This is a genomic window from Dongia soli, assembly GCF_034044715.1.
Taxonomy (GTDB): domain Bacteria; phylum Pseudomonadota; class Alphaproteobacteria; order Dongiales; family Dongiaceae; genus Dongia_B; species Dongia_B soli.
Genome location: NZ_JAXCLW010000003.1, coordinates 509,514 through 534,699 on the forward strand (window position 1 = coordinate 509,514; position 25,186 = coordinate 534,699).

Here is a 25,186-nt window from a genome sequence, read left to right on the forward strand (position 1 = left end):
CCGCATGCGCCGGACCATGCGTCGGCAATGGTGATTTCCAGCGGCCTGTGCTGTCATTTCTCTTTATGTCAAAAAGATCTGAGATGCTGTCGAAATCGATGTCGTCCAAAGAGTGGCTGCCGCCAATGACCTTCAAGGAGGCTATTGGACTCGGTGCCTACCTGGTGCCGCTATCAGCCTGGATACTCGCCAACCCTTCCATCGATGGCGTGGTGGCCGCAAAAGCAATCACCGTTTTGCTCATCCTGGCGGCACCAGTTTTGCTGGTCATGAAACTGCTCTTTGGCAGAATCGGGCCTGCTGAAGTCGCCGTCAGCTTCTCGGTCGGCTTTATTCTGTCCGGCATCGTCTCCATTCTTGCAAGATTGGCGGACTTGCCAGGCTGGACGATGATATTAGCGTTCATTCTTTGCGGCCTTGCTTTTCTGTCGAGGATGCGCCGCGGCGGCGGCGAGCAATCCCTTGTCCGCCAGGAAAGATCAAGTCCAGGGCTTTCGGCATCGATCACGATCGCTGCGATCATTCTGCTTCTGCCGTTATGCGTGGTCCTGGTTCGCGGCGCCCTGGCCGGTACCGGTGCCTTTCCTCCCTTCATCTTCTATACGGATGACGCGACTGACTTGGCGACCATCCGCTCGCTCCTGGCCTCCCCAGCTTTGCCGCCTTATTCGCTGACCTTCGCGGGCGGCATCAAACCCTATCATTTGGGCGTCCTCGAAGCGGTTGCCAATCTGGTGCGGCTGACCGGGATCAAGGCGCATATTGCTCAATTTTATCTCGCTTTTCCGATCATCGAAGGAGGGATTATTGGCGTGGGCTGGATGCTGGTCCGCCGCCTGCCCCGCGGCGTGCCGGTGATTCTCGCCGCCTGTCTCGTCGTCGTCGCCTTCAATCACAATCACGGCGATTTCCGGATCAGCTTCAAAACCGTCAAAGCAATTTTGCAGACGGTGAAACACGGGAGTTTCGCCGCCGAGCCGACTCTCAATTTCCTTGTGGTACATTTGCCAACTGTGGGCGCCCGGATGCTGGCTTGGCTGACAGTTGCCTTGATGCTCTATTGGGAGCGACGCACAGCGCGCGTGCTGAGCGCAGTGCTCGTCGGATGCCTCGCGCCGCTCGACCCCTTCTATTTTATCTCGACCGGGCTGATCCTCGGACTCTGGTGTCTTTACCGTAGCGTGGCCGGGCGGCAGCCGCGGGAGATCCTCCCAGCCGCCGCCGCGCTGATAATCGGTCTCCTCCTGATGACCCTGTCCGGATCTGGCGGGTCCGAGTTCTTCGTGAAGTTTGCTCCTTTCGCCTGCACCTATTGCAGCGAGAACACCGTCGAGATTTCTCGCGACCTGGCATTTGTCGCCATATGCGGCCTGGGGCTAGCCGCATGGTGCTATCGTCACGTGCCTTCCTTTTGCGTGATCTGGTTTATTGCGGCACTTCTACTGCTGCTCGCTGCCAATATGCTCGTCCTAATCTATGCAAATCAGGCAGACCCCAATTTCAACTGGTTCCGGATCGCCTCGGCCGTACCAATGCTGGCTGTTGCCTTCACCGCCGCCATGCTGGCCGAAGCTTGGGGCAAATTGCCCAGAGTCGGCCGGCTTCTGGTGAGTCTCGTCATCGTTGCGGCGACGGCCTTGTCGATCTTGCGCATTCCCGTGGTCGCGGCCCAGGTCACCGCCAATCCCCTACGCGGCGATGACGTGGTCGAAACCACAGCCTTGGCCGCGGCAATGCAGGCGATCCCGCTGCAAAACACCGTCGTCGTGACCAATGATCTACGCTATCCGGTCATTGATTATCGCTACGGCAAGAAGAATACGCTGATTTCCGCCTTGTTCGGCCATCAATGCTATTTCTGCAATGGCGATGGCGAGGCCGAACTTCCCGGTGCCGATCAGCGCCTGAATGAAATCCGCGCCCTGTCAGCCGAACATTGGAGTGCTGCGATTGCCGACCTTGCCAGCAAGAATCATTGGACGCATTTCATCGTTCATAAGGACTGGCGCTACCCTCACGATCTGCCGCTGAAGTGTATCTTCGAGAACGAGCGATATGCCGTTTACGTCTTTTGATGGCCTATCGTTCGAGCCGGAGCAGATCAGAGATTGATTCGCTCCCGCACGTAATAGGGCCGTTTGTCTTGGGATTCGAAATAGGTGCGTACCAGGATTTCCGACATCAAGCCGAGCAGAATGGCCGTGATGCCAATTAGAAAAGCCATGGCAGACAGAAGAGGCAGCGGCGTTTGAATGAGCGATAGGCCCTCGACCAGCTTGAGATAGAGCGCCCAGAGCAGCGTGAGAAACGAGATCGCGACCGACAACATGCCAAAGCCACCGAAGACATAGATTGGCTTTACCAGATGGCGGTCAAGGAACTTAACCACAATCAAATCAAGAATGACCTTGACGACGCGTTCCAGCCCATAGCTGGACTTGCCATGGAGCCGCGGATGATGCCTCACCGGAATCTCAGTGATCTTTGCACCCATCCATGAGGCATAGATGGGAACGAAGCGATGCATTTCGCCGTATAGGCGAACACCTTCGAGAACCGATCGCCGATAGGCCTTCAGCGAGCAGCCGTAGTCGCGCAAATGAACGCCGGAAATGCGGGATATAACGAGATTTGCCACCGAACTGACGAAATTGCGGCGGATGGCAGCATCTTTACGATCGCGCCGCCAGCCGGAAACCACGTCATAACCCTCATCGATCTTGACCAGGAGGTTCGGGATATCCGCGGGATCGTTTTGCAAATCGGCATCGATCGGGATGATGATGTCACCGGTCGAATGATCGATACCGCACATCAAAGCAGCGGTTTGACCCGAATTGCGCTTCAGGTCGATCACCTTGACCTCTGGATGCTGCTCCGCCAGCCGGCGCAACGCTGCCAGGGAACCGTCGCGACTACCATCATTGACCATGATGATCTCATAGCCGCGTTTCATAGGGCGCAGTACTGCATCGAGCCGTTCGAAAAGGAGGGGGATATTCTCCTCTTCATTATAGATAGGCGTGATAATCGAAAGCTTGAGTGCAGAATGTTGGGCCGCCTGCATATCGGTGGATGTTGTCACTATCAAGATGTTGCCTCCCTAACCACTCGGCGCTTTCCCGCTCTCTGCGGCACTATGCTGCCCGGAATGTATTGCTCGACATGAATCGGCACCAGCCGAACTGAAATCCGTTCACGTCCTGGTACCTCAATGCATACGCTTGCGGGCGACCAAGATGACCGGGGTCTCCCAATGCAGGCGCTTCGCAACTGCTAAGCCAAGGGAAACCAGCTTCATCTTGTGCAACAGGCCGACGACGCGGCCGGCCAGAGCAAGCGCACCCCATTTCGGCGTTGCCTGATCGCGGACGCGCTTCTCAAAAGTGGACCAGCCCCAATCGAGAATTTCAATGTCGCGACCGAAGCGGTCCGTCCAGGTTTTCATTTGCGCGTGATCGATCAGATTGAGCGTATCGACGTAGGCAGGGTCGCGGCCCAATAGGCGGGTATAGAGTTTTGCCATCCGTCGTGAAAGATTGGGCCACCAGAGAATACCGTAATGGCCTTCCCACCACGAGCCGTAATTCGGCACAACGATATGCAGCAGGCCGCCTGGCCGCAAGACGCGCATTGCCTCAGCGAGCGTCTTTTCCGGATCTGCCACATGTTCGAGAACGTTCGAACTGTGCACCACATCAAAAGAATTGTCGGCGAACGGCAAAGCCTCGCCCTGGGCATCGAGCACGCAGTCGGCCGGCTGGGCGAAATGATCCAACATCTCGCGACAGACGGACAGATTGGCTGAAAACTCACCCAAGCTCGGCTCGACGCCATATACGTCCAGGCCATAGCCCGCGCGACCGCGCACCACGAAGGCGCCGCAGCCGGATCCGATCTCCAATATCCTTTTACCCTGCAATGCCACCCAGTGGCTCAATGCCTCGATCTGTTCATCAGCTCGGCGGTCGGACAACATGTCCTTGACGATGCTGTCCACCGGCAGTCGGCTGACCCGCCCGGCAAATCCCGAATCGATATACCCCTTTCCTAGCAGCTTCACCCAGTCGGGAAAGCGCGCATCGCATTCGATCAATGGTACTTGTACCTCGTGTCGCAACTCTGATGGCTTTTGCAAGGCGGACCTTTATGTTCGCATCCGGGTCGGCCTGGACAGGTAGCGATCCAGAACCAACCCTGCCCACAGAACGGCACGATGATCCGCAGCTTCCTGCCGATGTTCCTTTGCCAGCTGGGCGAAGTGATTGCAGTCGAGATAGGAATGCAGCACGGATGAGCTGTCCGCTGAGAGCTCGCCATCGGCGAACCACTTGCCGATCGGCACACCGAAGCCCTTCTTCGGCCGGTTCAGGATATGGTCCGGCAGTAACGGCTCAAGAGCGACCTTAAGAATATGCTTCGTCCGGTCGCCGCGCAGCTTGAAGCGGCTGGGGATGCGCCGCACATAGTTGACCAAGTCTAGATCCAGGAAAGGCGCGCGACATTCGACGGAATGCATCATGCTGGACCGATCGACCTTGGTCAGGATGTCATTCTGAAGATACAGGTTGACGTAGAACTGCATCGTTTTGTCGACGAGATTTTCCTGCGGACAGGCATTCCAGGCGGACAAGGCCTCGCTATAAACCTCGTCTAGGTCGATGCGCTGAGTCATCAGTTCGCCCAACTCTTGCGGCGACAGGGGGCCCAGCCAAGCCGCATTCCACATATTGCGGTTATAGTCCAATCCGCGCAGCGTGCGCTTGATTTTGAAATCGAGGCTCATATTGCGATGAGAGACTGGCAGCATCCCAGCCACCAGTCGGATCGGCCGGCGTAGCGGCCTCGGCACCACCGACTCATAAAGCTTGGCCCAGCGTAGAGCACGGAAGGTATCATAGCCGGCAAAGAGCTCGTCACCGCCATCGCCGCCGAGCGCCACCTTCATATGCCGCCCCACATGCCGGAAAAGCAGATAGCACGGCAATAGCGAGGCATCCGCCAGCGGCTCGTCAAGGCGATCGAGCAATTCCGGCAGAAGATGACTGGCCTGGGACAAGGACAGACGCTCAACGATGTGGCGCGCTCCGGTCAGTTGCGCCACTTCCCGAGCATAAGATGATTCATCGAAGCTTTTTTCCTCGAAACCGATATTGAAGCTCGTGATCGGTTCGGACCCGCGCGAGGCGAAATAGGCGATCGCGGAGGAATCGACGCCGCCGCTCAGCAGAATCCCGACTGGTACATCGGCAACCATGCGCTGCCGCACCGAGCGGCCGAGCAGCTCACGGATCGCCTCGCCATATTGAGCTTCGGCGCGATCGGGCGAGGCCGGTTCCTGCGGATCGATCACCAGGGACCAATAGCGACTTACCCGCAAGCTCTTCTGTGCGAGATCATAGATTGCCGAATGCCCCGCCGGCAGTTGCTCGATGCCCTGATAAATCGTGTGGGGCGCCGGAAGGTACCCATGGGCGAAATACTTCTGCACGGCAAGCGGAGAAGTCGCCGGGCGGATGGCGGGATGCGCCAGCAGCACCCGCAATTCGGATCCGAAGGCGAAGAGCCCGTCCCGGCGGTGGAAATAAAGCGGCTTTTCGCCAAAGCGGTCGCGGCTGAGGAAGAGCTGGCCGCGACGGCGGTCCAGGATGGCGAAGGCCCACATGCCATTCAGCTGCTCCACCACGTCCGGTCCCCAAGCTTTGTAGCCCTGAATCACCACCTCGGTGTCGGAATGATCGGTGCGGAAGACATGGCCGGCAGCGATGAGACGCTGCCGCAATTCAGTATGGTTGTAGATCTCGCCATTGAAAACGATGCCGATCTCGCCGGTTTCATCCCACATCGGCTGATTGCCGGTGCCGAGATCGACTATAGATAGGCGCCGATGCACCAGATGGATGCCCTGATCGGGATCTATCCAGAGGCCGATTCCATCTGGGCCGCGATGCGGCATGACTGCCGCCATCGCTTCCGCAACCGCCGGCGCATGGTTACCAATAAAACCGCCGATGCCACACATCGAATCGCATTCACTAAGTTAACTTATTGATCCAATTGATAATTCGCATTACTATGCCGTGCCGACGCGGGCCATATGGGTTATAATTCATTGCGCATTAATAGTGCTGGCATAGTTCGGCGCAATAGGCCATTTGTCTTCCGGAAAAAAAATAGGTCGGCATCTGATATTAGATGGCTCAAAAGCGACGCCTTTTATTGATCAATTATGAATTTCCGCCGCTGGGCGGGGGTGCCGGCACCGCGACTCTCAACATAGCGCGTGAACTGACGGCGCTTGGCGCCGAGGTGACAGTATTAACTTCTGCCTTTGCCGGCCTTCCCAAGCGGGAAATGATGCATGGTTATGAGGTGATCCGCATCCCGACGTTACGCCGGCGAAAGGACCGCTGCAGCGTCGTCGAAATGACGGTCTTCATCATTTCCGCCGCCTTTCATTGCCTGCCCATTGCGCGTGGCATACGTGCTGATATCGCCATCGTGTTCTTTAGCATTCCCTGCGGGCCGATCGGCTATCTGCTGAAACGCATACTCGGCCTGCCTTACATCGTGTCGCTGCGAGGCGGCGACGTGCCCGGATATCTTGGCAAGGAATTGGCCTTCTATCATTGGCTCACCGCCCCCCTAACGCGTCTGGTCTGGCGCCAGGCGGCCCATGTCGTCGCAAACAGCGGCGGCCTGCAGCAACTGGCCCGACAGGCCCTCCCCGAGATCAAGATCGAGGTCATTCCAAATGGCGTCGATTTGAACAGTTTTGTTCCCGCCCAACATCCTGCCAGCGGCGGCCCGCTCGCGCTACTCTCTGTCGGGCGCTTACATGTCCAGAAGGGGCTGGACGTGCTGTTGCAGGCGATGGCAAAGCTGCCGCCCCAACTTCGCGATGCGTGCCGCCTCATCCTGGTAGGCGATGGGCCAGAACGCGGCCCGCTGCAGGAATTGGCCAGCCAGCTCGGCCTCTCCCAGCTCATTGAGTTCCGTGGCTGGGTCGATCGCGCCGAGATCGCCGCCATCTATGCTGCAGCAGATTTATTCGTCTTCCCATCACGGGACGAAGGCATGCCGAATGCCGTCTTGGAGGCAATGGCTTCGGGCCTGCCGATTGTCGCGACGCGGATCAGCGGAAGCGAGGAACTCGTGGTCGAGGGTGGAAACGGCCTGCTGGTCGAGGTAGATGACGCCGAGGCCCTCGCCGCCGCGCTGGGCCGCTTGATCGAGAACGCTTCCCTGCGGATGCAAATGGGTCACGCCAGCCGGCAGCGGATCGAAGAGCGATATTCCTGGCCGCTAACGGCGAAGGCCTATTATGACATGGCAGCGGCCTCGGGACTGGCAACCGGGCGTGTCGACCAGATCCTTGACACACAGTAACATCCAGCAACACCAAGCTTCGAAAGCACCGCAGGACCTCGAGACGCAGATCATGGCAACAGCATTCGATTTCGGCGCCAACTGGCTGAATTTTTCACGGCATGCTCTGGACGATACGAAAGTCGTACAGGCGAAGGAGGATTTCCGGCGCCTGATGGGGCAGGTCGATCTCGCCGGCAAGAGCTTTCTCGATATCGGCTTCGGTCAGGGTCTGTCGCTTTTCGTGGCGGCCGAACAAGGGGCAAAGCCTCATGGCTGCGACATCAATCCGCGCTGCGCCGAAGCAACGGCGAATACCGCGCGGTTCTTTCCGTCCGTCGCGCCGGATGCGCCGAAGATAACGGTCGGGTCGATCCTGGACCCGAATGTCGTCGGGACCCTGCGGGCTAATGTCGGAGGCGCGGGCTATGACATTGTCCATTCCTGGGGCGTCTTGCATCATACCGGCGACATGAAGCGCGCGATCGCCAATGCCGTGTCGCTGGTACGGCCGGGGGGCTATTTCGCGTTGGCGATCTATAACCGACATATTACTTCCCCCGTCTGGGTAGCGATCAAGTGGTTCTACTGCAAATGTCCCGCCTGGATGCAGCGAGTGCTAATTGGCCTGTTCTATCCCATCATCTGGCTAGCCAAATTGGCGGTGACCGGTGAAAACCCGTCCACGCAAGATCGTGGCATGGATTTCTATTTCAATGTGGTCGACTGGGTCGGTGGCTATCCCTATGAATATGCAAGTATTGACGAAGTGAGGGCGCTGGTTGAGCCCTACAACTTCGATTGCATTACGACAATTCCCGCACAAGTCCCGACGGGCTGTAATGAGCTCCTTTTTAAATCGACAACCAAACAGTAACTTTCTTCAGGTTATGCATTACAGATCGCTTGGCCTTTTCGGAGTTGAATGAGGTGAGCCGGTAGGCAGCATATGAAACTTGGATATCTTAGTGGCTGGCGGCTTCAGCTCGTCCCGACTTCGATGGACCACCATCTCTCGTTTTCAAAGCGTGGGACGAAATAGCGATGAGTGTGTGAAGCCCGAGGATGATTTAGATGGCGATTCGATTCAACAAGCCGTTCCTCGTCGGCAAGGAGCTTGAAAACCTCCGGCATAGTCTGGAGGGACTGCATTTATCAGGCGACGGCCCATTCTCGGAAAAATGCCATAAATGGCTGGAGCGCCACTATGGATGCACAGCGCTCCTGACCCATTCTTGTACGGCAGCATTGGAAATGGCCGCGATCCTGGCCAACATCGGGCCTGGTGACGAAGTCATCATGCCGTCCTATACCTTCGTTTCGACAGCAAATGCCTTTGTCTTGCGCGGTGCGAGGCCAGTATTTGTCGACATCCGACCGGACACGCTCAACATCGACGAAAGACTTTTGGAACAGGCGCTCTCGGCGCGGACGAAAGCCATTGCTGCCGTTCACTATGCCGGTATCGGCTGCGACATGGAGTCCATTCTGGCTTTCGCTGCACAGCGTGGCCTAACGGTAATCGAGGATGCAGCACAGGCCTACCTTTGCACCTATAAAGGACGACCATTGGGACGCCTTGGCGCAACTGGCGCGCTGAGTTTTCATGAGACGAAGAATGTTGTTTCTGGCGAAGGCGGTGCGCTTCTGATCAATGACGAGACCTTGGTCGAGCGAGCGCATATCATCCGCGAAAAAGGCACCAATCGCACGCAGTTCCTGCGGCGCGAAGTTGCCAAATACGAGTGGCTCGATATCGGATCGTCCTATTTGCCGAGTGACCTGATCGCGGCCGTCTTGCTGGCGCAGTTGGAAGAGGCGGAAGCGATTATCGCGAAACGTCGTCTTGCTTGGCAGCATTATCATGAGGCGCTCGCGCCGCTCGAGAACGAAGGTCTGCTGCGACGACCCACCGTACCCGCCGATTGCCAACATAATGGGCATATCTATTACATTATCCTACGGGATGTGGAAATCACCCAGAACCTGCTGCGCGATCTCCGTAATCAAGGTATCGGCGCAACAACACATTATATTCCCCTTCATTCGGCACCGGCGGGCCTCCGCTATGGCCGAGTGGCGGGAAGCATGGAGATCACCGACCATGTTGGTACTTGCCTGGTTAGGCTGCCGTTACATGCAGCGATTAGCAAAGAGGAAATCAATCGGGTGGCTGAAGCCGTAACTGCGCAACTTTCCGATAAGCGCTCGAAAAGATCGTGACCGATAGACCGAACTGATGAAACGCTGCCTTACCTGTTTAGCTGAATTTTCCGGGCCAGCTTGGATCTGCCCGCATTGCGATAGCGCACCTCAATCTATCGGTGGCGTACTCGCCTTCGCCCCTGAGCTCGCACTCGAGAATGATGGCATGGCGCCGGATGCGCACCACGCGCTTGATCAGGTACAGCATCGTAGTTTCTGGTTTCGATCGCGCAGCCGATTGTTGGTCGAAATGGCTCGACGCTACTTCCCAGAGACAAGGGCCCTCCTCGAGATCGGCTGTGGCACCGGCTACGTGCTGTCAGCCTTGGCAAAGGCCTTGCCGCATGCTCGCATTGTCGGTAGCGAGATATATGCGAATGGCCTCGATTACGCGAAACGTCGCCTGGATAGTAGAGCTGAGTTGTTCCAAATGAACGCTGAAGCAATTCCCTTCGTCAGCGAATTCGATCTGATTGCCGCTTGCGATGTGCTGGAGCATGTAGAGAACGATAGGCATGTCTTGTCAGAGATATATCGTGCGTTGCAACCTGGCGGCGGCATTATTCTAACGGTACCTCAGCATCCGTTCCTCTGGAGTCAGAGCGATGAGATCGCTTGTCATAAACGACGCTATCGCACCAAGGAGCTTCGCGAGAAAGCCCGAGAAGCCGGCTTCACGATTTTACGTGACACGTCCTTCGTCACGATGCTGCTCCCGATCCTCGTACTTCAACGTCTAACGAAGGGCCGCCGCAAGGACTACGATACTGAAGCCGAGTTCTCTCTCCCGAGATGGCTGGACCACGCTCTGGAAAAGCCTATGACCTTCGATAGACAGTTGATCAAGCTGGGAATAGAGCTACCTGCGGGCGGCAGCCGTATGATTGTGGCAATCAAACGCAAAGATAGTTAGACGTTTCGATTAAATTGACGCGAAGCTGATGATGACGATGACTGAAAACGAGCGGGCAAAAACGCTTTCGATCATCCAGTCAAATTATATCCCGTGGAAGGGATATTTTGACATGATACGTCAATCCGACGTTTTAGTGCTTTTCGATAATGTGCAATCCACAAAAAATGATTGGAGAAATCGAAATCGCATCAAGTCTGCCAATGGAGAAGTCTGGCTGACGATCCCAATCCATCACTCTCTGGGCAAACGGATAAGCGAGGTAACTGTCGCCGACAGGAAATGGGCTCGTCGACATTTCCGGACTATCGAACAATCGTACACGCGCGCGCCCTACATGGCGAAATATCGTGATTGGCTATATGATCTCTACAATCGCGCCGCGGAGCTTCAGACGCTATCATCGATTAATAGACTTTTTCTGTATGCAATCCTTGAGAAGTTAAAAATAGAGACGCAAGTGGTGGAAGCCGCAGACGTGCTTCCCGTTGAAGAGCTGGACGCACTTTCCCCAACAGCTCGTCTCGTCGCGATTGCTAGGAAACTCAGAGGCAGGACCTATATTTCCGGACCCGCCGCCCAGTCTTATTTGGACGAGATAAGTTTTAGAGAGGCCGGTATTTCCGTAACGTGGATGCGTTATGAGGGGTTCCCACAGTACCCACAGTTACATGGGCAGTTCCGGCATGACGTTTCGGTCATAGATTTGCTTCTCATGACCGGCCCGGAAGCACAGCGATATCTAGATCGCGTTGACCCTGTCGATAGCATGAATGAATAAATAAATGATGCCGATCGAAGCCAATACTTTTTATTCGGATACAAGCGGCGACACTCCCGCCATAAGCGTTGTGACATCGGTTTATCGCTCGGAAAGCTTTTTACCTTCTTTTATCGAGCAGATAGAAAGTACTATCCGCGAGATCGGCATTGCGAAATACGAGCTGATTTTCGTTAACGATGGCTCTCCTGACGCGTCACTTGAGTACTTGGTGGAGGCCAGAGAGCAAAATCAACGCATAAAGATCGTCGACCTGTCTCGGAATTTCGGCCATCACAAGGCCCTCATCGCCGGCCTTGCCCATGCGAGAGGCGAACTGACCTTCTTGATTGATTGCGATCTTGAAGTCGCCCCCAATGTTCTTGAACAATTCGTCTCAACGATGAAGAGAAATGATGTCGATGCCGTCTACGGCTTTCAAGAACAACGCAAGGGAGGTATCTGGGAGCGCGTGACGGGCCAAACCTTTTGGTGGTTATTCAATCAGCTGAGTCATACCGCCATACCGCCAAATGTCTTAACTGAACGCTTACTAACGCGGCGTTACGTTGACGCCCTACTTTCATTAGGTGACCGTAATATTTTTCTTGGCGGTATGATGTACTGGTCAGGCTTTGCGCAGTTGGGGATTCCTATTCGGAAGTCGCAGCGCCAATCCAAATCTTCGTATTCATTCATCAAGAAACTTTCGATTTTTACCGAAGCTATAACATCGTTTTCGGCGGCCCCGCTCCACGCAATATTATTGCTCGGCGTCCTCATAACGTCGGGCGCCTGTCTGGCGGCAATTTACCTCGTATTTCTGAAACTGGCGTCACCTGCTCAGATCGTTAGCGGCTATACATCTCTAATGTTGGCCGTGTTGGGCATGGGTGGTCTCGTCGTCACCGTTCTCGGCGTCGTAGGATTGTATGTATCGCACATTTTTGTCCAAACCCAGAATCGACCATTATATATCGTGCGTCGCTTTTTAGACTGAACCCATGGGATAACGAATGGCTAACCTACTCGATTCATTCATCCCCGCGTATAGACCCGAATTCCCCTATGCGCTCGATAATGAGATCATGCTTTCTTGGTACCCAAACCGCATTTTGGAGTTGCATCAAAATCGGGGAAGCTTGCTGGAATTCGGGCTTGGCCACGGCTACACGACGAAAATATTCAGTGAGCATTTTGCCCGCCATCTGGTCATTGATGGTTCAGGTTCAGTAATCAGACAATTTCGGGAACAATACCCGGACTGCAAAGCCGATATCCAAGAAGCTCTTTTTGAAACTTTCCAAACGACGGAGAAATTCGACGTCATCGTTATGGGTTTCATTCTGGAACATGTCGATTCTCCACAGCGGATATTGGGACATGCCAAGCAATTTCTGCGGCCAGGGGGCAGATGCTTCATTGCCGTACCTAACGGCGAATCGCTGCATCGGCGCATCGGCAAAGCAGCTGGGCTGCTTGACGACATGATGAAGCTTGGTGCAGGTGATATTGCGCTAGGACATCAACGGCAATACTCACGGGAGGTGCTTCAGCAGGAACTTACATCCGCTGGCTACCGCACAGTCCATTGCGAGGGGATTTTTTTGAAACCCTTAACGACGTCCCAGCTCACGACCTTACAGCTCAACAAAGAAATTCTGACCGCTTTATGCACCGTCGGCATCAACTATCCCGAGCTCTGCTGCGGATTGCTCGTCGAAGCAGAGATTCGATGGAGACCTTAGTCATCGGTAGCACGTCCACGATTGGTCGAGCTATTGCGGAAGCTTGCGCTGAATTCGGCCCTGTGGAAATGGCCGGCAGACGGCAAGCTGATGTTTTTGTGGATCTTTCGGAAAGCAATGCCGTCCCTGCAATAGACACCACTTATGATGTCGTCATTCATGCAGCGGCGGATTTCGGCGGTGCCGCTGATGCCGATATTGTCAGAGCCGAACAAGTTAATGCTATCGGCACTCTAATGGCTTGCCGCGCTGCCCGCACCGCGCGAGCACGGCATTTCATTTTGATTTCCTCGATATCCGCTGAATATCTGGAAGATCACCACTATTTCGATATTTACGCGCTTTCAAAGCGGCATTCGGAAGATCTCGCGGCTTTTTATTGCCGACGGTACAATATCAACATAACGATTTTGCGACCAACGCAGATTTACGATGAAGCGGATAACTGCAGTAAGCATCAGCCGTTGTTTTACACCATTGTCGATCGAGCTTTTGTAGGCGATGATGTTCATATATATGGCACCCGCGATACCCGACGTAACTATCTTTTTATTGGCGATCTCGCTTTTACCGTAAGCCAAGTGGCCAAACAATCGATAACGGGAACATTCGCCTGCGCTCATCCTGACACACCATCCTCAACCGAGATCGCCTCAACCGCCTTCGACGTTTTCAAACGCGGCGGCTGCGTTCGCTTTCTAGCCGATAAGAACGACATTCCACATACGCCTTCGCCGACGGATTTCGAAATTTACAAACGAATCGGATACTGGCCAACCGTTAACCTCAGAGAGGGGTTAACGCGTATCAGGGATTTTCGCGAGAAGGGCCTATGACGAAAATACTGGTCACCGGAGTTGGCGCTATCATCGGCTATGGTATTCTACGATCCTTAAGAAAAGCTCGACCGAATTCACATCTGGTGGGCATAGATATTTATGATGATGCCGTCGGCCAGGCTTGGTGTGATCAATTCATACAGGCAGTGCCAACAGCATCATCGGATTATGTGAACTGGCTCGTCGACCTTGCGTGGCAAACAAAAATCGATTTGATTATGCCGGGTATCGAGCAGGATGTGCACCGGCTATCCGACGCACGGGATTACCTGAACAGTCAAAAAGTTCAAGTGTGCCTCAACGACGCGAATCTTATCGATTTAACGCGTGACAAATGGTCCACGTTCGAAGCGTTGAGAGATATTGACGAGGCGTGTCGGATTCCGAGTCTCGCAAGTGGTGGTTTCGACGAGCTTGTGGAAAATCTAGGTTTTCCCTTTATCCTCAAACCTCGCCGGAGCTATGCATCCAAGGGCCTTCTTCAGATCGCCGATCGGGAGATATTCGAGCGGCATGCGCATAAGTTAGGAACAGAGCTAATCGCACAGCCCATCGTCGGGTCTGACGACGAAGAATATACGGCTGCCGTTTTCGGTGATGGGACTGGCAGGGCCTGCGCATCGATCACCTTGCAGCGCCGACTGGCGGCGGATGGTTCGACCAATAAGGCATGGGTTCGCGACCTGCCCGATCTAAATAATGTCATTGATCGCCTGATGGCATACTTCAAACCAATCGGCCCTACCAATCTTCAATTCCGCCGCACCGTAGATGGCTGGAAGCTGCTGGAAATAAACCCACGCATTTCGTCGGCGACTTCCATCAGATGTGCATTCGGCTTCAATGAAAGCTTAATGAGCGTGGAGTATTTCCTCGAAGGGAAAATACCAACGCAGCCACTTGTCCGCCCGGGTTACGCCGTGCGCTACATAGAGGATATTGTCTTTTATGATCGGGATAATTTCTGACATCCATGGGAACTATCCAGCGCTGCAGGCGGTGCTCCGCGCGCTGGATTTGCAAAATATTGTCCGCATCTATTGCCTAGGTGACGTTGCCGGATACTATTGCCAGATCAACGAATGCTGCGCCCTGCTTCGCAAGCGGGAAATCCCGACTTTGATGGGCAACCATGATTGGTATCTGACAAGTGGCAATTACTGCCCCCGCTCCCGCAGCGCGAATGATTGCCTCGACTACCAACGGAAAAACATCGATCGGGAGCATCTTGACTGGCTTTCCAAAGCCACGCTTCGCATGCAAATAGACGATGCAATTGACTGCGTGCACGGAGGATGGGACGACCCGCTGGATGAATATGTCATTCCGTCGGAAGGCTATTTCGGTCGCTTTCCATTCTCCTTATTCCTCTCCGGGCACACCCATGTACAGGGAATATGGAAGGGATCAGGCAAGACGTATTGCAATCCCGGATCTGTCGGCCAACCCCGGGATGGCGACCCTCATGCGGCATTCGCCACCTGGGACGGCGCCAATTTCAACCTTCACAGGGTCGCATACGATATCGACGACGTCGCAGAAGCGATGACAGCAGCAGGCTTTCCCGCATATTACCACGAAAACCTGAGAAATGGCCTCCGCATCGGCGGAACTCTATCGAAATCGCCATTCACCGCAGCAATTAGCTAGTGATCATCTTCTGAAGATAGCTGGCATATTCGCCGTTACGCATCTGGCGACTCAGCGCCAGGAGGGCATTCGCTGAAATGAATTCCATGCGATAGGCGGCCTCTTCGGGGCAAGCGATCTTTAATCCTGTGCGCTGCTCCATGACCATGACGAACTGGCTAGCTTCGAACAATGTCCCAGGCGTGCCGCCATCTAACCAGGCGCTGCCACGACCAAGCATCTCAGCACGCAGCTTGCCGCGTTCCATATAAACACGATTCAGGTCAGTGATTTCGAGCTCGCCGCGAGGTGACGGCTTGAGTGCTTTGGCTATCTCGAGTACATCGGCATCATAAAAATAAAGCCCAGGAACAGCCAAATTACTTCGTGCTTTCTGGGGCTTCTCCTCGAGAGAGAGAACTGCTCCCTCGCCATCGAACGTTACGATACCAAAGGCTTCCGGCTGTTGCACCGGATAGGCAAAGATTGTGGCTCCATCCCGGCGCCCAATTGCTCGCTGAAACTGCGAGGAAAGGCCAGTCCCGTAGAATAGATTATCGCCGAGAATTAGCGCGGTCGGATGTCCGACAATAAATTTCTCAGCAATGATGAAAGCCTGAGCGATGCCCTCTGGTGCAGGCTGTGCGGCATAATCGATCCGGATGCCCCACTGACTTCCATCGCCAAGACAGGATTGGAATTGTGGCAGGGCTTGCGGGCTGGAGATAAGGACGAATTCACGAATCCCGGCCAACATGAGCGTGGTCAATGGGTAATACACCATCGGCTTGTCATAGACCGGCAGGAGCTGCTTATTCACGGCGACGGTCAACGGATAGAGCCGCGTGCCGCTACCACCGGCCAGGATGATGCCCTTCCAGCTTTTCTTCTCACCCGGCATGCCGCCGATCCTTCCGATCCTGTGCAAAAACACTTAACCCCAATCTGCCCCCGTCATATCGCTGCTCGCGATGACGCATCCACCAGCTTCGGTTTTCCAGATACCACGCAACCGTCTGCTTTAAGCCACTGGAAAGCGTCTTGCTCGGTGACCATCCCAGTTGGTTGCGAATCTTCGAATCGTCGATCGCATAACGCAGATCATGTCCGGGCCGGTCAGCGACAAAGCGGATGAGCTTCTCATGGGGGAGATGCAGTGATTCGCACAAACTCGTATCGAGCAGCGAACAAATGTCACGCACCAGATCGATGTTCCGCCGCTCCGCCCGGCCGCCGATATTATAGGTCTCGCCGGGGCGCCCACGACTTAGCACACAGCACAGGGCATCGGCATGATCTTCGACAAAGAGCCAGTCACGCACATTCTCACCGGCGCCATAAACAGGCAGGTCCTTCCCTTCCAATCCGGCGATGATCATCGTTGGAATGAGTTTTTCCGGAAACTGATAGGGGCCATAATTGTTTGAGCAATTGGTGACGATGACCGGCAATTGGTAAGTCGAATGCCATGCACGTGCCAGGTGATCGGATGCTGCCTTGCTCGCTGAATAGGGCGAATTCGGCCGATATGGGGTTTCTTCGCTGAACAATCCGGTTGTGCCAAGACTGCCGTAAACTTCGTCGGTCGAGACATGCAAAAAACGGAAACGTTCGGCCTCTCCCGCTGGCAGATTGCGCCAATAGGCATGGGCCGCATGGAGCATGTTGAAGGTACCAAGGACATTGGTCCAGACAAAAGTTTCCGGCGAATCGATCGACCGGTCGACGTGGGATTCAGCCGCGAGATGAACGACGCCGTCGGGTCGGAATTTTTCAAAAACCGAGGTCACTGCTCCGAGGTCATTGATATCGACTTGGTGGAAAACATAATGCGGATCTGATGCGATCGCCGCGACATTAGCGATATCGCCGGCATAAGTGAGTTTGTCAATATTGGCGACGCGCCGCCCGTCCCGGCCGACGAGCCGGCGGACAAGTGCGGAACCGATGAAACCGCATCCACCGGTGACGAGAATGCGTTCATGATGAGTATCCGCCGTCATTTCTATCGCCCCTCCCCCTTCCAGCAGTTAAGCACGCGCAACAACGATGAGGCCGCAGATGACCAAACCGATCCCGGCCAGTTGCATCGGCTTGATCGTTTCATGCAGAAGCATCGCACTGAGGACGACGACCAAGATAAAGGCCAGACTGGTGAAGGGATAGGCCACACCGAGCGGGAGGCGCGTCATCGCTGCCATCCAGGAAAAACCGGCGAGAAGGGCCCCCAACAGGCCGCTCAGTACCCAAGGGTCGAGGAAAATTTTGGCTAAGAAGACAAGCTTATCGCTGAGGCCGCTACCTATGGCGCCCGCCTGCAGGACCCGCATTTTGATGATAATCTGCCCGTAGACCGTCAGCAGTACCGTGACGGCAACCGCGGCCCACGCCCCCACCAAGCTCATATCGTACCGACTTCCATGTCCGCATCAGTGTCCGCTGAGCATGATGCGGGACCCCGTTATAACAAATTGCCCGTACTTTACTTAAAGCTTTGATATTAACAAAGATTTTCTGCCAATCCCCCGCAAACCCCGGCGCAGCCGACTTTAAGAACTACCCTATTGGTTTTACAGGGAAAATTCTGTCAAAAATTTCTCCGGATTGCCTAGCATAATCGCTAGCAGCGGGAAGCATTCAACCCGCGTGGCGAGCTGGGGATGTTGATTCACTGCGGATTTGGCAAGCGCCACCACGCGAGTCCTTGTTTCCATGATCGCGCTTGGCCGCCATCTTTTGTCATCTCGGTGCGCTGGGCTCATGCGGCTGTTTATGCCTTTCTCGGCGGCCGCTTGGCGCCGGAGGAGATGTTCAGTGCCACAGCGGCGCGAATAAGCGTTTTGAAGGCTGATTCATCGATCTTGTCGCCTTCATGGAGATCGATGGCCCGGCGGGTATTGCCCTCGAGGCTGGCATTGAAGAGGCCGGACGGGTCCGCCAAGGCAGCCCCCTTGGCGAAGGTGAGCTTGGCGGTCGTCTTGTAGGTCTCGCCGGTGCAGATGATGCCGGCATGCTCCCAGACCGGCACGCCGCGCCACTTCCAGGTCTCGACCACCTGAGGATCCGCCGCCTGGATGAGCGCCCGGACCCGCGCCAGCATCTCGCCGCGCCAATCCGCGAGCTCCTCGATACGCGCATCGATCAGCTGAGAGGGCGTGTTTTCTTCTTTTGCCGCCACCGCGCCGGTCCTTGCTTTCTGCATCGCTGTTGTTGCCGCCTTGGCCCTGCCGCCTAGCGCCAGTGCAAGACGATACCGGTGACGGCGCAAACGAACAGCAAGACGCAAACGGTTGCCTGAATGGCGAAGCCGGGCAGCCGCTTTTCCACGGCTTTGCTATAGCCGATATAGTACCAGACACGCCCGCCGATCCAGACAAGGCCGAGCACCGCGGCGCCGATGTCGTTCAGGTAAACCGCGCAAAGCCAGAGCGGCACCAGGAAGATCGGCATCCATTCGAGCATGTTCATCTGCACGCGGAAAACCCGCTCGAAATCGGGGTTGCCTGCGGTTGCCGGAAGTTTCACGCCGAACCGGCCGCGCGCCGCCGCGATGCGTGTCGCCACGAAGAAATAAAAGAGGACGGCAAGCAAGGTGACGATCGCGGTGTAATGCGGCATGGCGATATCCTATGCGGCGACGACTTGAAGTCGCCACGCTACCGTCGCCATCCAGCAGCAGCAATGGGGATTTTAAGGCTGCATTGTTACTCTTCCGAGGCGCAAGTGGCCGCAATCTCGCGGCTGCGGCGCAGGTCCGCCACAAACGACTCATAAGCCACCTCCTTCGCCGCATCCGGAAGGCGCAGCATATAAGCCGGATGGAGGGTGATATAACCGCGCCAGCTCCTGAATACGGCCTCGCCACGTGAGCTTGTGATGGGCATCGCCTTGCCGGTGAGTGCAAAGGCCGCCGTGCCGCCAAGCGCGACGACCAGCCGAGGCTTCACGAAGTCGAGTTCCTTCAACAACCACCATCGATAATGCTGCACCTCTCCTGTGGTCGGCTTCTGGTGGATGCGGCGCTTGCCGCGCTGCTCGAATTTGAAATGCTTCACGGCATTGGTGAGATAGCTTTTGCCGCGATCGATGCCGGCATCCTTCAGGGCACGGTCCAGCAACTGGCCGGCAGGTCCGACGAAAGGCCTGCCCTGCAGATCCTCGTGATCCCCAGGCTGCTCGCCGACAAAAGCGATCTCCGCCGCCATTGGCCCTTCGCCCAGAACCGCGCGCGTCGCGCCGGGCACGAAGGGCGCCGTCCCCGCAATGATGCGGTTCAGCGCCTCAAGGCTCTGCGGCGCCTGTTTGGCCATGGCGGCGACGGCTTTCGCTGGCGACCGCTTGAGCGGCAAAGCGACCTCGTTCTCCAGCATGGTTTTGACTCGCGCTTGTGCCGATTGTACGAGATGCGGGATGGCCGCCGTCTCCGGCATTGCGTGCCAATATTTCTTCGGCATGTGGCCGCGCATGACGGTGGTATTAAGGCGCGCCGGGTTGAAGGTGCTCTCGTAATAGCCACGCCAGCCGGATTCGACAGGGTCGCTGTCCGGCGCGTCCTGCCGCTCGGCGGCGGTACCTATGGTGAGCTCAACTCCATCCCAATACAGCGACCCGACGGGTGTCAGGATCGACCAGGTCAAGGCGCGAAACCGGTCGACGAAAAACGGCGCCGCCGCTTCGAGGATGAAGTGGTCGGGCTCGAACCAGGCAATGAAGCGCTCACCGCCCTCCGGCGTCTCGGTGCGGCGGAAGCGCAGAAAGGCATGCATCTTGTGGAGGTCGCGCGCGACCGTCTTGCGCATCCGCTCGAGACGATGGACGAGCGGATCACTCGCGACGTCCAGCAAGGCCCGCTCGCCGTGCAGCACCCGCCAGATCAGCGCATAAAGCAGCGCGTATCGCTCGGGGTCGCGATGGCAGATGACGGCTTCAATCAGCGCGGTCATCGCGCGCGGCAAAGCGACCGGCGCGCCCTGCCCGTTCTCGGCACACTCCTCGGCCTCAATGCTGCTCGTGCTCTCACTCCCGATGCCGCCGAAAAGATCGGGCGCGTCACCCGTATCCCAGATGACATCCTCCGGCAGCACCCCAGCGGCGACGAGCCTTCGGACCGCAAGGCGAAAGCCGGCGAGATCCGCGCCGGGCTTGAGCGCGATGCGGGATCCCACCATCAGAAGAGGCTCAGCTGTGCCGCCGGTTCAACGAGCTGCTCCCGCAAATCCAGGCGGTCGATGAGGCCGGCCGGCGTATGGTCCGCCGCGACCAGGAAGGCGCGGGCGCGCTTGAGCCCGGTGGTGAGCCGTGCCAGGTCTTCCATGCGCAGCGCCACATGGCGGCGCGCGCTCAGGATCTTGTCGACAGCCCGGCTGCCGAGACCCGGCACGCGCAGCAGCATCTCCCGATCGGCGGTGTTGATATCGACGGGAAAGCGGTCGCGGTTCTTCAGCGCCCAGGCCAGCTTGGGATCGATATCGAGCGGCAGCATGCCGTTCTCGCCGCCGGCGGCAATCTCCTCGACCGAAAAGCCATAAGAGCGCAGCAGCCAATCGGCCTGATAAAGTCGGTTCTCCCGTTGCAAGGGCGGCGGCTTCAACGGCAGATGCGCGCTCGCCTCCGGGATCGGGCTGAAGGCGGAATAATAGACGCGTTTCAGCGCGTAGTTACGATACAGGCTGTCGCTGGTTTTCAGGACATGCGCATCGGTGCTGTCATCCGCGCCGACGATCATCTGGGTGCTTTGCCCGGCCGGCGAAAAATGCCGGCGCTCATCGCGCGCCTGGACGATGCGCTCATGCATCTGTCCCATGGCCGTGGCGATGGTGGTTTCGTTCTTCTCCGGCGCGAGGCGCGCAAGGCCCTGTGCGGTCGGCAGCTCGATATTGATCGACAGCCGGTCGGCCCAGAGCCCGGCCTGTTCGATCAACCACGGATCGGCCTCCGGTATCGTCTTCAGATGGATATAGCCGCGAAAGCCGTGCTGCTGGCGCAAGGTCTTCGCGACCAGGATCAGTTGCTCCATCGTGTCATTGGGCGTCCGCACAATGCCCGAGGACAGGAACAGGCCTTCGATGTAATTCCGTTTATAGAATTCCACCGTGAGCTGGACGACCTCCTCCGTGCGAAAGCGCGCCCGCTTGACGTTCGACGATCGCCGGTTGATGCAATAGGCGCAATCGAACAGGCAATAATTGGTCAGCAGGATCTTGAGCAACGAGACGCAGCGCCCATCGGGCGTATAGGCATGACAAATCCCCATGCCGGTGGTCGATCCCAGCCCCGCCTTATCGGCTGGGGACGCATCGTTGCTGCGCCGCTTTGCGCCTGACGAGGCGCAAGAGGCATCATACTTCGCTGCGTCAGCCAGGATCCGGAGCTTCTTGGTCAGGGCTTCATCCATCGAGTTATGTTCGCTATTTGTTCTATCCATGTCAATTCACATCCGTGTAGGTAGCGTCACCTGCCCGCTAAACGGGAAACGCAAGCCGAATTGATTGCCGGAAGCGACCGGATATCCGTTTTGCAAACCCAAGCGATGCTAACTGCGATAGTTTAGACCGGTTCCCGTGACACCTCGTCGGCCGCGGTACAGCGATACGGGATGGGACACGGAGGAGACTCCATCGCGACCGCGCGGACCCCGGCCCGCGGAACACGGATTACCGGGACTTGAGCGATCCAGGGAAAAGCCCGACAGGCGGCCGCTCAAAGGCGCATGATCAAGCACTTCGAGCCTCAACGGGCGATCGACGACGGAGGTCAGTCATGGAATTCAATCAGTCACATACTGCTGTTGTCTTCATTGACCCGCAGAACGACGTGCTCAGCGAGCATGGGAAGAACTGGGCGGCGGTCGGTCCAAGCGTCACCGAGAACAGGACCGTCGAGAATATGGAAGAGATATTCGCTACGGCACGGGACGAAGGGTACCTGGTTTTCATATCCCCCCATTATTTCTATCCGACGGACGACGGATGGAAATTCAATGGCCCGCTCGAATCCGATGAATTCAAAACGCGCACCTTTGCCCGTAGCGGACCGCTCGATCTGACTGGACACGAGAATTCCGGCGCCGATTGGCTGGACCGATTCAAGCCGTACATCAACGATGGGAAAACCATTGTCGTCAGCCCGCATAAGGTATTCGGACCGCAGACAAATGATCTTGTGCTTCAACTTCGAAAGCGGGGTATTTCGAAGATCATCCTGGGTGGGATGCTGGCGAATATGTGTGTCGAGTCCCACCTGCGCGAGCTCCTGGAGCAAGGCTTCCAGGTAGCCGTCGTCAAGGATGCGGTTGCCGGGCCTCGTCATCCGGAATGGGGTGACGGCTACGAGGCCGCGATGATCAACTACCGGTTCCTTGCGCATGCCGTCTTGTCGACCGCCGATGCGGTTGCCGCGATGAGGTCAGTGCGCGGCGAGGACCGGCTCGCGCAGTTTCCCGCGTAAAGGCCTTTCGCGGAGAATTCCAAGGTACCAGGAAACACGAACCTACGAAGCTGATGGACTCACAATGCGCGGCTACCCGGTGTTCGCGCCAGTTCCTGGCTCACGCGATGACGCGCGCGAAGGAGCTCGCTGCGCCCGGGCTAGGCCACCCCTTGCTTGCGACCTTCACGGTCAGGGACGCGTCATCGAGAACCGGCAATAGGCGCAATCGAACAGGCAATAATTGGTCAGCAGGATCTTGAGCAAAGACACGCAGCGCCCATCGGGCGTATAGGCATGACAAATCCCCCATGCCGTTGGTCGATCCCAACCCAGCCTTGTCGGTTGCGGAAGAGCTTTGTTGCGCCGCACCGCGCCCGACGAGGCGCAGGACGCATCATACTTTGCTGCGTCAGCAAGAATTCGGGGCTTTTTGCTCAGCGCTTCGTCCATCAATGTTTATGTTCACTATTGATTCCATCTGTCAATTCAAGAGGATGCATGCGTTTGCTGCTAGAATTGCGGCTTGGCGATCATCAACCAATACACAACAAGCAGCCCACCGAAGGCCGGCCAGCCCAGCAGGAACCACCAGCGCATCGTGCGTTGATAATCCGCGCTGAGTGAAGCCCCCGCCGCGGCCGCTCGCTGTGCCAGGCGTTGTGCCTTGATCTGGAGCCAGACGACAAGCGCCCAGCAGGCGAAGGCGAGCACATACAGGCAATAGGTACAGATCAGCCAAGGTTCAGCCAATGACCAGCCGGCCTGATGCGCGAGCGCGATACCGCTGATCGGCTGAATGACGCCGCTGGACCCGGTGAAAATCCAGTCCGCCTTGACCACCATGCGCCCCACTCGAGCGATGGTAACTGGTTCACGGGTCAGATGTGCATTCCAGAAATACCATGCCGTTCCCGCGCCGAAGCCGAAGAGGACCGTGCTGCTCAATACATGGATCCATTTGAGCAGCAAATAGGGATCGATCGTCATCTCTTATCACCGATAGCGCCATGAACCAGGATGAGAATCAGGATGGGAAGGTTTTTCAGAAGCGGTCCCAAAGGATCGAGCCAAAGCGCCGGCAAAGCGAAGCCGATAAGGAGACTATAGCCCAGGACCACGATGAGCTGTGCCAGCGTCGAGCGGCGCGCCGATCGATCGATGAGGACGAAGATTGCCAGACAGAGGTCGAGCAGGCTGCTGCCGATCCGCAACGGCTCCGCCAATGCCATGGGCCATCCCAGCGCCGATACCAATTCGGTTGTCTTCGCTGCGCCGGTAGTGAGGCCAAGGATCGCGGAGGCAACCCATAATAGAGCGAGAACAGCCGTGATGGCAGGTACGAGGAAGAACAGCCTTGCGTGCCAGCGGTCCTGTACCTGCGCCGGCCGCGCCGTCAGCACGGCGTCCAGTGAACGGGGCTCGAAACCGATCGCCTGGGCAAAGGCGACACTGTCTCCGGCATTGCCGGCAATCATCTGGGCCAAGCTGTTGGTCGCAATTGGGCCATCGCCAAGCCAGTCGCCGATGCGACCGAGGAGCCTCATGAGCGGCATCGGCACCTTTACGAAATAAGCAGGGCCTAATCCCAGCCATGCTCGATAGCGCATCAACAATCTGCGCAGCGTCAAAGTCTCGGGACCGACCGGTTCCAGAACGCGCCCCGCAAAGTCGTCCTCTTCGCAGATCCGCCGGACAGTGTGCGCGAGATCGGATAGATGGATGGGCGTGAAGGCGAAATCGCCCGCTCCGGGAACGGGCATGAGCCAGGGCAAGCCAGCCATGCCGCGCAGCAGCGAAGTGCCGCCATAGCTCCCATCGCCATAGACAAGTGACGGGCGCAAGATGGTCCAATTGAGACCGCTGCGCCGAAGCAGCTCCTCCCCCGCCAATTTGGTTTTCGCGTAATCTGTCTCCACATCCGGACGCGCACTGATGGCCGAGATGAGGATGACCCGCTTCACGCCGGCAGCCTCGGCGGCCGTATAGAGGGCGCGCGGCATATCAACATGGAGCCGCTGCATGTCCCGACCGCGCAGGATGCCGGCCGCGTTCACGATCACGTCGATGCCCGCCAGTAGCGGCGCCCAATCATCAGGCTGGATGGCCTTGGCGAGATCCAGCTCAAGGACTGACATGCCGGCGATGGCTCCCCGAAGGCGGCGTTCATGCCGCGCAGTCGCTACCACTTGATGTCCATTGCCGATCAGCTCCGCTACAAGATGCCGGCCAATGAAGCCGCCACCACCAAGAACCAGGATACGCATCACCGGATACCCATTGCTGAAGCTTCTCCTAA

The 25,186-nt window shown here is 56.8% G+C and carries 25 protein-coding genes; 12 read left to right on the top strand and 13 right to left on the bottom strand.

Annotated features, from left to right (window positions below):
- Positions 1-98 precede the first annotated feature (98 nt).
- A complete protein-coding gene (locus SMD27_RS14500) occupies positions 99-2,075 on the top strand; it encodes a hypothetical protein (RefSeq protein WP_320509116.1) in 1,977 nt (658 codons plus the stop codon).
- A gap of 26 nt (positions 2,076-2,101) precedes the next feature.
- Here the strand turns inward: SMD27_RS14500 and SMD27_RS14505 are convergent, their stop codons facing one another.
- The 3 genes from SMD27_RS14505 to asnB all read right to left on the bottom strand — a co-directional run bounded on the left by SMD27_RS14505 (position 2,102) and on the right by asnB (position 6,022).
- Positions 2,102-3,085, bottom strand: a complete 984-nt coding sequence (locus SMD27_RS14505; RefSeq protein ID WP_320509185.1) for a glycosyltransferase family 2 protein — start codon at positions 3,083-3,085, stop codon at positions 2,102-2,104.
- Positions 3,086-3,211: 126 nt separating this feature from the next.
- The gene (locus tag SMD27_RS14510; RefSeq protein ID WP_320509117.1) at positions 3,212-4,096 is read right to left on the bottom strand and encodes a class I SAM-dependent methyltransferase; all 885 of its coding nucleotides are present in this window, start codon (positions 4,094-4,096) and stop codon (positions 3,212-3,214) included.
- A gap of 51 nt (positions 4,097-4,147) precedes the next feature.
- Complete coding sequence (gene asnB / locus SMD27_RS14515) at positions 4,148-6,022, bottom strand: asparagine synthase (glutamine-hydrolyzing) (RefSeq protein WP_320509118.1); 1,875 nt, start codon at positions 6,020-6,022, stop codon at positions 4,148-4,150.
- A 173-nt stretch (positions 6,023-6,195) separates the two neighbouring features.
- Between asnB and SMD27_RS14520 the strand changes: the two genes are divergently transcribed.
- The 10 genes from SMD27_RS14520 to SMD27_RS14565 all read left to right on the top strand — a co-directional run bounded on the left by SMD27_RS14520 (position 6,196) and on the right by SMD27_RS14565 (position 15,483).
- A complete protein-coding gene (locus SMD27_RS14520) occupies positions 6,196-7,389 on the top strand; it encodes a glycosyltransferase family 4 protein (RefSeq protein WP_320509119.1) in 1,194 nt (397 codons plus the stop codon).
- Between the two features lie 52 nt (positions 7,390-7,441).
- Positions 7,442-8,245: a class I SAM-dependent methyltransferase gene (locus SMD27_RS14525; RefSeq protein ID WP_320509120.1), complete on the top strand. Its 804-nt coding sequence runs from the start codon at positions 7,442-7,444 to the stop codon at positions 8,243-8,245.
- A 197-nt stretch (positions 8,246-8,442) separates the two neighbouring features.
- Entirely contained in the window at positions 8,443-9,591 is a 1,149-nt protein-coding gene (rffA, locus tag SMD27_RS14530; protein ID WP_320509121.1) for a dTDP-4-amino-4,6-dideoxygalactose transaminase, read from the top strand.
- 16 nt (positions 9,592-9,607) lie between these two features.
- A complete protein-coding gene (locus SMD27_RS14535; RefSeq protein WP_320509122.1) occupies positions 9,608-10,486 on the top strand; it encodes a class I SAM-dependent methyltransferase in 879 nt (292 codons plus the stop codon).
- A gap of 28 nt (positions 10,487-10,514) precedes the next feature.
- On the top strand, positions 10,515-11,267 hold the full coding sequence (locus tag SMD27_RS14540) for a WbqC family protein (RefSeq protein ID WP_320509123.1): 753 nt from the start codon (positions 10,515-10,517) through the stop codon (positions 11,265-11,267).
- Between the two features lie 4 nt (positions 11,268-11,271).
- Positions 11,272-12,246 (top strand): glycosyltransferase family 2 protein, encoded by a 975-nt coding sequence (locus SMD27_RS14545; RefSeq protein WP_320509124.1) that lies wholly within the window; start codon positions 11,272-11,274, stop codon positions 12,244-12,246.
- A gap of 16 nt (positions 12,247-12,262) precedes the next feature.
- Positions 12,263-12,994, top strand: coding sequence for a class I SAM-dependent methyltransferase (locus SMD27_RS14550; RefSeq protein ID WP_320509125.1), 732 nt, complete (start codon positions 12,263-12,265; stop codon positions 12,992-12,994).
- Positions 12,982-13,830 (top strand): NAD-dependent epimerase/dehydratase family protein, encoded by an 849-nt coding sequence (locus SMD27_RS14555; protein ID WP_320509126.1) that lies wholly within the window; start codon positions 12,982-12,984, stop codon positions 13,828-13,830. Before SMD27_RS14550 ends, SMD27_RS14555 begins: the two co-directional genes overlap by 13 nt.
- Positions 13,827-14,801 (top strand): ATP-grasp domain-containing protein, encoded by a 975-nt coding sequence (locus SMD27_RS14560; protein WP_320509127.1) that lies wholly within the window; start codon positions 13,827-13,829, stop codon positions 14,799-14,801. Before SMD27_RS14555 ends, SMD27_RS14560 begins: the two co-directional genes overlap by 4 nt.
- Positions 14,782-15,483: a metallophosphoesterase family protein gene (locus SMD27_RS14565; RefSeq protein WP_320509128.1), complete on the top strand. Its 702-nt coding sequence runs from the start codon at positions 14,782-14,784 to the stop codon at positions 15,481-15,483. The genes SMD27_RS14560 and SMD27_RS14565 overlap by 20 nt, the downstream gene beginning before the upstream one ends.
- On the opposite strand, the gene rfbA is transcribed toward SMD27_RS14565, so the two are convergent.
- From rfbA to SMD27_RS14600, 7 genes are all read right to left on the bottom strand, one after another.
- The gene (rfbA, locus tag SMD27_RS14570) at positions 15,476-16,363 is read right to left on the bottom strand and encodes a glucose-1-phosphate thymidylyltransferase RfbA (protein WP_320509129.1); all 888 of its coding nucleotides are present in this window, start codon (positions 16,361-16,363) and stop codon (positions 15,476-15,478) included. The genes SMD27_RS14565 and rfbA overlap by 8 nt on opposite strands.
- On the bottom strand, positions 16,353-17,465 hold the full coding sequence (gene rfbB, locus SMD27_RS14575; protein WP_320509130.1) for a dTDP-glucose 4,6-dehydratase: 1,113 nt from the start codon (positions 17,463-17,465) through the stop codon (positions 16,353-16,355). Before rfbB ends, rfbA begins: the two co-directional genes overlap by 11 nt.
- 27 nt (positions 17,466-17,492) lie before the next feature.
- Positions 17,493-17,867: an EamA family transporter gene (locus SMD27_RS14580; protein ID WP_320509131.1), complete on the bottom strand. Its 375-nt coding sequence runs from the start codon at positions 17,865-17,867 to the stop codon at positions 17,493-17,495.
- Between the two features lie 365 nt (positions 17,868-18,232).
- A complete protein-coding gene (locus tag SMD27_RS14585) occupies positions 18,233-18,664 on the bottom strand; it encodes a DUF1801 domain-containing protein (protein WP_320509132.1) in 432 nt (143 codons plus the stop codon).
- A gap of 29 nt (positions 18,665-18,693) precedes the next feature.
- On the bottom strand, positions 18,694-19,080 hold the full coding sequence (locus SMD27_RS14590; protein WP_320509133.1) for an MAPEG family protein: 387 nt from the start codon (positions 19,078-19,080) through the stop codon (positions 18,694-18,696).
- 86 nt (positions 19,081-19,166) lie between these two features.
- The gene (locus tag SMD27_RS14595; RefSeq protein ID WP_320509134.1) at positions 19,167-20,630 is read right to left on the bottom strand and encodes a UdgX family uracil-DNA binding protein; all 1,464 of its coding nucleotides are present in this window, start codon (positions 20,628-20,630) and stop codon (positions 19,167-19,169) included.
- Entirely contained in the window at positions 20,630-21,886 is a 1,257-nt protein-coding gene (locus SMD27_RS14600; RefSeq protein ID WP_452094335.1) for a putative DNA modification/repair radical SAM protein, read from the bottom strand. Before SMD27_RS14600 ends, SMD27_RS14595 begins: the two co-directional genes overlap by 1 nt.
- Before the next feature lie 335 nt (positions 21,887-22,221).
- Between SMD27_RS14600 and SMD27_RS14605 the strand changes: the two genes are divergently transcribed.
- A complete protein-coding gene (locus SMD27_RS14605) occupies positions 22,222-22,908 on the top strand; it encodes a cysteine hydrolase (protein ID WP_320509135.1) in 687 nt (228 codons plus the stop codon).
- Between the two features lie 171 nt (positions 22,909-23,079).
- On the opposite strand, the gene SMD27_RS14610 is transcribed toward SMD27_RS14605, so the two are convergent.
- Genes SMD27_RS14610 through SMD27_RS14620 form a run of 3 tightly spaced genes read right to left on the bottom strand, consistent with a single transcriptional unit; the run spans position 23,080 to position 25,154 of the window.
- Entirely contained in the window at positions 23,080-23,340 is a 261-nt protein-coding gene (locus SMD27_RS14610) for a hypothetical protein (RefSeq protein WP_452094334.1), read from the bottom strand.
- A 60-nt stretch (positions 23,341-23,400) separates the two neighbouring features.
- Complete coding sequence (locus SMD27_RS14615; RefSeq protein ID WP_320509136.1) at positions 23,401-23,877, bottom strand: DUF2269 family protein; 477 nt, start codon at positions 23,875-23,877, stop codon at positions 23,401-23,403.
- Positions 23,874-25,154, bottom strand: coding sequence for an NAD(P)H-binding protein (locus SMD27_RS14620; RefSeq protein WP_320509137.1), 1,281 nt, complete (start codon positions 25,152-25,154; stop codon positions 23,874-23,876). The genes SMD27_RS14615 and SMD27_RS14620 overlap by 4 nt, the downstream gene beginning before the upstream one ends.
- Between the last annotated feature and the right edge of the window lie 32 nt (positions 25,155-25,186).

Coding starts and splice junctions, on each gene's coding strand:
- SMD27_RS14520 (WP_320509119.1), top strand. CDS start 6,196: ATGGCTCAAAAGCGACGCCTTTTATTGATCAATTATGAATTTCCGCCG.
- rfbA (WP_320509129.1), bottom strand. CDS start 16,363: ATGCCGGGTGAGAAGAAAAGCTGGAAGGGCATCATCCTGGCCGGTGGT.
- SMD27_RS14585 (WP_320509132.1), bottom strand. CDS start 18,664: ATGCAGAAAGCAAGGACCGGCGCGGTGGCGGCAAAAGAAGAAAACACG.
- rffA (WP_320509121.1), top strand. CDS start 8,443: ATGGCGATTCGATTCAACAAGCCGTTCCTCGTCGGCAAGGAGCTTGAA.
- SMD27_RS14540 (WP_320509123.1), top strand. CDS start 10,515: ATGATGACGATGACTGAAAACGAGCGGGCAAAAACGCTTTCGATCATC.
- SMD27_RS14560 (WP_320509127.1), top strand. CDS start 13,827: ATGACGAAAATACTGGTCACCGGAGTTGGCGCTATCATCGGCTATGGT.
- asnB (WP_320509118.1), bottom strand. CDS start 6,022: ATGTGTGGCATCGGCGGTTTTATTGGTAACCATGCGCCGGCGGTTGCG.
- SMD27_RS14535 (WP_320509122.1), top strand. CDS start 9,608: ATGAAACGCTGCCTTACCTGTTTAGCTGAATTTTCCGGGCCAGCTTGG.
- SMD27_RS14550 (WP_320509125.1), top strand. CDS start 12,263: ATGGCTAACCTACTCGATTCATTCATCCCCGCGTATAGACCCGAATTC.
- SMD27_RS14615 (WP_320509136.1), bottom strand. CDS start 23,877: ATGACGATCGATCCCTATTTGCTGCTCAAATGGATCCATGTATTGAGC.
- SMD27_RS14565 (WP_320509128.1), top strand. CDS start 14,782: ATGATCGGGATAATTTCTGACATCCATGGGAACTATCCAGCGCTGCAG.
- SMD27_RS14545 (WP_320509124.1), top strand. CDS start 11,272: ATGATGCCGATCGAAGCCAATACTTTTTATTCGGATACAAGCGGCGAC.
- SMD27_RS14600 (WP_452094335.1), bottom strand. CDS start 21,886: ATGGATAGAACAAATAGCGAACATAACTCGATGGATGAAGCCCTGACC.
- SMD27_RS14555 (WP_320509126.1), top strand. CDS start 12,982: ATGGAGACCTTAGTCATCGGTAGCACGTCCACGATTGGTCGAGCTATT.
- SMD27_RS14620 (WP_320509137.1), bottom strand. CDS start 25,154: ATGCGTATCCTGGTTCTTGGTGGTGGCGGCTTCATTGGCCGGCATCTT.
- SMD27_RS14610 (WP_452094334.1), bottom strand. CDS start 23,340: ATGGACGAAGCGCTGAGCAAAAAGCCCCGAATTCTTGCTGACGCAGCA.
- rfbB (WP_320509130.1), bottom strand. CDS start 17,465: ATGACGGCGGATACTCATCATGAACGCATTCTCGTCACCGGTGGATGC.
- SMD27_RS14595 (WP_320509134.1), bottom strand. CDS start 20,630: ATGGTGGGATCCCGCATCGCGCTCAAGCCCGGCGCGGATCTCGCCGGC.
- SMD27_RS14500 (WP_320509116.1), top strand. CDS start 99: ATGTCGTCCAAAGAGTGGCTGCCGCCAATGACCTTCAAGGAGGCTATT.
- SMD27_RS14605 (WP_320509135.1), top strand. CDS start 22,222: ATGGAATTCAATCAGTCACATACTGCTGTTGTCTTCATTGACCCGCAG.
- SMD27_RS14580 (WP_320509131.1), bottom strand. CDS start 17,867: ATGAGCTTGGTGGGGGCGTGGGCCGCGGTTGCCGTCACGGTACTGCTG.
- SMD27_RS14525 (WP_320509120.1), top strand. CDS start 7,442: ATGGCAACAGCATTCGATTTCGGCGCCAACTGGCTGAATTTTTCACGG.
- SMD27_RS14590 (WP_320509133.1), bottom strand. CDS start 19,080: ATGCCGCATTACACCGCGATCGTCACCTTGCTTGCCGTCCTCTTTTAT.